This window comes from Pseudomonas sp. Sample_9 (assembly GCF_004307535.1).
Classification (GTDB): domain Bacteria; phylum Pseudomonadota; class Gammaproteobacteria; order Pseudomonadales; family Pseudomonadaceae; genus Aquipseudomonas; species Aquipseudomonas mercuritolerans.
Window position 1 is genome coordinate 1,403 of record NZ_RAZO01000304.1, and the last position, 4,623, is coordinate 6,025.

The 4,623-nt window shown below is 62.0% G+C and carries 4 protein-coding genes and 1 pseudogene; 2 read left to right on the forward strand and 3 right to left on the reverse strand.

Annotation, left to right across the window (positions count from 1 at the left end; translation table 11 throughout):
- Both D6877_RS16865 and D6877_RS16870 read left to right on the forward strand, forming a co-directional pair.
- The coding region (locus D6877_RS16865) for a PAS domain-containing sensor histidine kinase (protein WP_130911517.1) at positions 1–1,643 on the forward strand (1,643 nt) is incomplete at its 5' end.
- 52 nt (positions 1,644–1,695) lie between these two features.
- A complete protein-coding gene (locus D6877_RS16870) occupies positions 1,696–1,971 on the forward strand; it encodes a peptidylprolyl isomerase (RefSeq protein ID WP_007912322.1) in 276 nt (91 codons plus the stop codon).
- Positions 1,972–2,087: 116 nt separating this feature from the next.
- Here the strand turns inward: D6877_RS16870 and D6877_RS16875 are convergent, their stop codons facing one another.
- The 3 genes and pseudogenes from D6877_RS16875 to D6877_RS16885 all read right to left on the reverse strand — a co-directional run.
- A complete protein-coding gene (locus D6877_RS16875) occupies positions 2,088–3,008 on the reverse strand; it encodes a sugar kinase (RefSeq protein WP_130911515.1) in 921 nt (306 codons plus the stop codon).
- Positions 3,009–3,142: 134 nt separating this feature from the next.
- The gene (locus tag D6877_RS16880; RefSeq protein ID WP_130911516.1) at positions 3,143–4,357 is read right to left on the reverse strand and encodes an amino acid deaminase; all 1,215 of its coding nucleotides are present in this window, start codon (positions 4,355–4,357) and stop codon (positions 3,143–3,145) included.
- A gap of 38 nt (positions 4,358–4,395) precedes the next feature.
- Positions 4,396–4,623, reverse strand: a pseudogene (locus D6877_RS16885) (IclR family transcriptional regulator); the annotation flags it as partial.

The following is a 4,623-nucleotide window of genomic DNA, read 5'->3' on the forward strand; positions in this document are numbered from 1 at the left end:
TGCGTCAGAGCCAGACCGAACTTCAACTGATCATCAACGCCATGCCGATCCTGATCAGCTACGTCGACGCCGAGGAACGTTTCCGCCTGAACAACGCAGCCTATCTCGACTGGTACGGCCTGACGCCGCAGGAGCTGTATGGGCGCACGATCCGCGAAGTCATCGGCGAAGAGGCCTACTTCCTGCGCGCGCCTTATATCGCCGAAGCGCTGGCCGGACGCTCCTGTTCCTTCAGTTTCTACACGCCGCACCGCGATGGCAGTACCCGTCATGCGCTGATGAACTATCTGCCCCGGCATGGCGCGGACGGTGCAGTCAACGGCTTCTACATCTTTGTCATCGACGAAACCGAGCGCAAGAAAACCGAAGAAGCCCTGCGCAATCTCAATGAGACGCTTGAAGAGCGGGTCAGCGCGCGCACCGAGCAACTGGCTCAGGCCAACGAGCGCTTGCAGAACGAAATGTTCGAACGCGAGCGCGCCGAAGATGCCTTGCGCCACGCGCAGAAGATGGAAGCCGTCGGCCAGCTCACCGGTGGTATCGCCCATGACTTCAACAACATGCTCACCGGCATTATCGGCAGTCTGGACTTGATGCAACGCTACATTGCCAATGGTCGCGCCGATGAGATTGGTCGCTTCACCGAGGCGGCCGTGTCGTCGGCCAACCGTGCGGCCGCGCTGACGCATCGCTTGCTGGCATTCTCGCGGCGCCAGTCGCTGGACCGCAAGCAACTGCACGTCAACGAACTGGTGCATTCACTGGAAGACCTGATCCGCCGCACCAAGGGCGATGCCATCGAGCTGCAACTGCGCTTGCCAGAAGACTTGTGGCCGGTGAGTACGGACGTCAGCCAACTGGAAAATGCCTTGCTCAATCTGGTGATCAATGCCCGCGACGCAATGCCCGAAGGCGGCACGCTGCTGATCCAGACCGCGAACGTGTATCTCGACAGCAGCGACATCACCATTCTTGAGCCGGTGAAGGCCGGCGAATACGTGATGCTCGCGGTCAGCGATAACGGCACCGGCATGACTCCGTCAATCCGCTCCAAGGCGTTCGACCCGTTTTTCACCACCAAACCGATCGGCCAGGGTACCGGGCTCGGGCTGTCGATGATCTACGGTTTCGCCCAGCAGTCCGGCGGTCATGTCAGCCTCGACAGTGTGCCGGGGCAAGGCACTTGTGTACGCCTGTACTTGCCGCGTCTGCTTGAGCCGGCGCCGGAAATTTCATCTGTCGAGACGGCCGAACCGATTGCCGCTTCATCCTCGGGCGAGACCGCGATCGTGGTCGAGGACGACCCGGCGGTGCGCATGCTGGTCCTCGATCTGCTCAAGGAACTGGGCTACAAAACCTTCGAAGCGGAAAACGCCAAGACCGCCCTTCCCGTGCTCGAGTCCGTGCAACGCGTCGATCTGCTGGTTACCGATGTCGGCCTGCCGGGCATGAACGGACGCCAGTTGGCGGAGATTGCTCGCCAGCATCGTCCGGGTTTGAAGGTGTTGTTCATGACCGGTTACGCGCAAATTGCCGCCGAGCGCCAGGGCTTCCTTGAAGAAGGCATGGATATGGTCGCCAAGCCCTTTGTGCTTGAAGTGCTGGCGAGCAAGATCCGCAAGTTGAGCAACCCGACCCTGTGACTTGAGGCATAATCGCGCGCCCCGCCGTCACCCCGTTATCAGGTATTGCACGATGAAAGCCCAAGCCCGCCACATTCTGGTGAAAACCGCCGAAGAGGCCGAACAACTCAAACAGCGCATCGCCAAGGGCGAAGCGTTCGATGTGCTGGCGAAGAAATTTTCCACCTGCCCGTCCGGCAAACGCGGCGGCGATCTGGGCGAAGTACGCCCGGGGCAGATGGTCGGCGCGATTGATGCGGTGATTTTCAAGAAGCCGCTGCGCACCGTGCATGGGCCGATCAAGAGCAAGTTTGGTTATCACCTGGTGCAGGTGTTTTATCGGGATTGATCGGCTGGCTGCCGGGCTCCTTCGCGAGCAGGCTCGCTCCCACATTTCGACCGGGTTTTCATTGTGGGAGCGAGCCTGCTCGCGAACCGATTGCGCAGCAAGCGGCCATTCTCTGATTACCTGGAGATCAGCGCCCCTGGCACCTGTATCACCCGGCTGGCCAATTCATGCCCCGCCTGCGCCGCCTCTGCCGGCGTGCCGCCGAGCAAGCGCCTGGCCAGATACGCCGCGCTGAACGAGTCCCCCGCCGCCGTGGTGTCGACAACCTTGTCGACCTTCTGCGCTGGCACTTCAAACGCCTGCCCCTCACAACGAATCAGACACGCCTCGGCGCCGCGCTTGAGCACCACTTCTGGCGTGCCAATCTGCGCATACGTCGCAAAAACCTCGGCGCAATCGCCGAAACCGAACAGCGCCTGTTCGTCATCCACGGTCAGCAACGCCAGATCAACATAAGGCAAGACGCTGCGATACGCCGCTCGCGCCTCGTCCACCGACGCCCACAGGCGTGGGCGGTAGTTGTTGTCGAACACAATGCGCGCATCGCGTTGTCGGGCTTCGCTCAACGTCTTGATCAACCGGGCGCGGCCTTGCATGCCGAGTACCGCGAGGGTGATGCCGCTGAAATACAACACGTCGTAATCCGGCAGGGCCGCGAGGATCGGCTCTGCCGCAGGGGTGGTGAAGCAATCGCGCACCGCCGCTTCGTTGCGCCAGTACAGGAAGCGCCGCTCGCCGTTGGCGTCGGTCTGGATGCAGTACAGACCGGGCAGCCGACCGGGCAAACGCTGCACCAGATCGAGGCCGATGCCTTCGCTGCGCCAGATGTGGCACATGGCGTCACTGAAACTGTCATCACCCAGCGCGGTGACGTAGTCGACTTGCGCCTTGTCGTCCAGCGCACGGGACAGATACACCGCCGTATTGAGGGTGTCGCCACCGAAGCTTTGCTGCAGACTGCCGTCGGCGCGTTGCTGCAGTTCGATCATGCATTCGCCGATCAGGGCGATGCGCGGGGTGTTGCGGAGGATTTTCATTGGGCGGGATCTCTGGGGGTTCGGTGGTGGCTAAGCGGGCGTCTTCGCGAGCAGGCTCGCTCCCACAATGGAACGCATTGATCTTGTGGGAGCGAGCCTGCTCGCGAATAGCCGCCGCAACGCAATCTCAAGCCTTAGAAACAAGTCGCCATGGTCTCGATGACCGCCAACTGCTCATCCACCAGCAATCCCACTCGCCATTTATCGAACGTCAGGCACGGATGCGAAGTACCAAAGGAAATGATGTCGCCGACCCGCAACTCGACACCCGGCGCCACCGTCATGAATGCATGCTGATCCATCACCGCTGTGACCTTGCACGCACCGACATCATCCCCCGCCGCCGGCACCACACCGGCCTTGTAGCGCAACAACGGCACCGGCAAACCGGCATCGAAGGCGACGTCGCGCTTGCCCAGGGCGATCACCGCAAAACCCGGTTCCGGCAGCGACTGCACGTGGGCCCAGACTTCCAGCGCCGGGCGCAGGCCTTCGTGCAGGTCGCTGCGACGGTCGAGCACGCAGCACTGCGCCTCTTTGTAGATACCATGGTCGTGCGCCACGTAACTGCCCGGGCGCAACACACTGAGGAAACGGCCAGCGGCGTTCTGGGTTTCGAAAGATTCGGCGATCAGGTCGTACCAGGCCGAACCCGACGCAGTGATGATCGGTTTGGCGATGGCAAAGGCGCCGCTGTCCTGCAACTGCACCGCCAGGCGCACCAGCGACGCGGCGAACTCGCGAATGCCACTGACCGCATGATCGCCATGAATCACGCCTTCGTAACCTTCGATGCCGGTCAGGGCCAGCGCCGGTTGCGCATCGATGGCCTTGGCCAGCTCGATGACTTCCTGCTCGCTGCGGCACCCGCAACGGCCGCCAACCACGCCGTATTCGATCATCACGTTGAGCTTCACCCCACGCGAAGCGAAGTAAGCCCCGAGGTCGGCGACGTTGTCGGGGTGATCGACCATGCAATAAAAATCGAACGTCGGATCGGCGAGCAGATCGGCAATCAACGCCATGTTCGGCGTGCCGACCAACTGGTTGGCCATCAATACCCGGCGCACGCCGTGGGCATAAGCGGCGCGGGTCTGGGCGGCGCTGGCGAGGGTGATTCCCCAAGCGCCGGCGTCGAGCTGGCGCTTGAACAATGCCGGAGTCATGCTGGTTTTGCCGTGAGGCGCCAGTTCGGCGCCGCTGTCGCTGACGAATTTCTGCATCCAGCGAATGTTGTGCTCCAGCGCCTCGCGGTGCAGCACCAGCGCCGGCAGGCTGACGTCGCGGGTCAGTTGCGCGCCGATGGCGGCGTCGCCTTTTTCTACGGCAGAGTTGATGGCAGTGGTCATGATCCAATCCTCACAGTCGCGGCCGCAGGCAGCCGCGGTTATTCGTTGATCCGCCGGGCGAGGCTGTTGGCGCTCTCGATCAATACCCGGCGATAGTCGTTGTAATTGTTTTTCGCATCGGCCCGAGGGGCGACGATGCACAGGGTACAAATGGCCACGCCTTGCGGGTCTTTGACCGGCGCGGCGAAGCAATGGGTGAAGGTGTCGGCGACGCTGTCGAAGGAGAAGAAACCATCGCTGCCGGCCTGACGAATCTCCGCCAGAAA

Coding starts and splice junctions, on each gene's coding strand:
- D6877_RS16870 (WP_007912322.1), top strand. CDS start 1,696: ATGAAAGCCCAAGCCCGCCACATTCTGGTGAAAACCGCCGAAGAGGCC.
- D6877_RS16875 (WP_130911515.1), bottom strand. CDS start 3,008: ATGAAAATCCTCCGCAACACCCCGCGCATCGCCCTGATCGGCGAATGC.
- D6877_RS16880 (WP_130911516.1), bottom strand. CDS start 4,357: ATGACCACTGCCATCAACTCTGCCGTAGAAAAAGGCGACGCCGCCATC.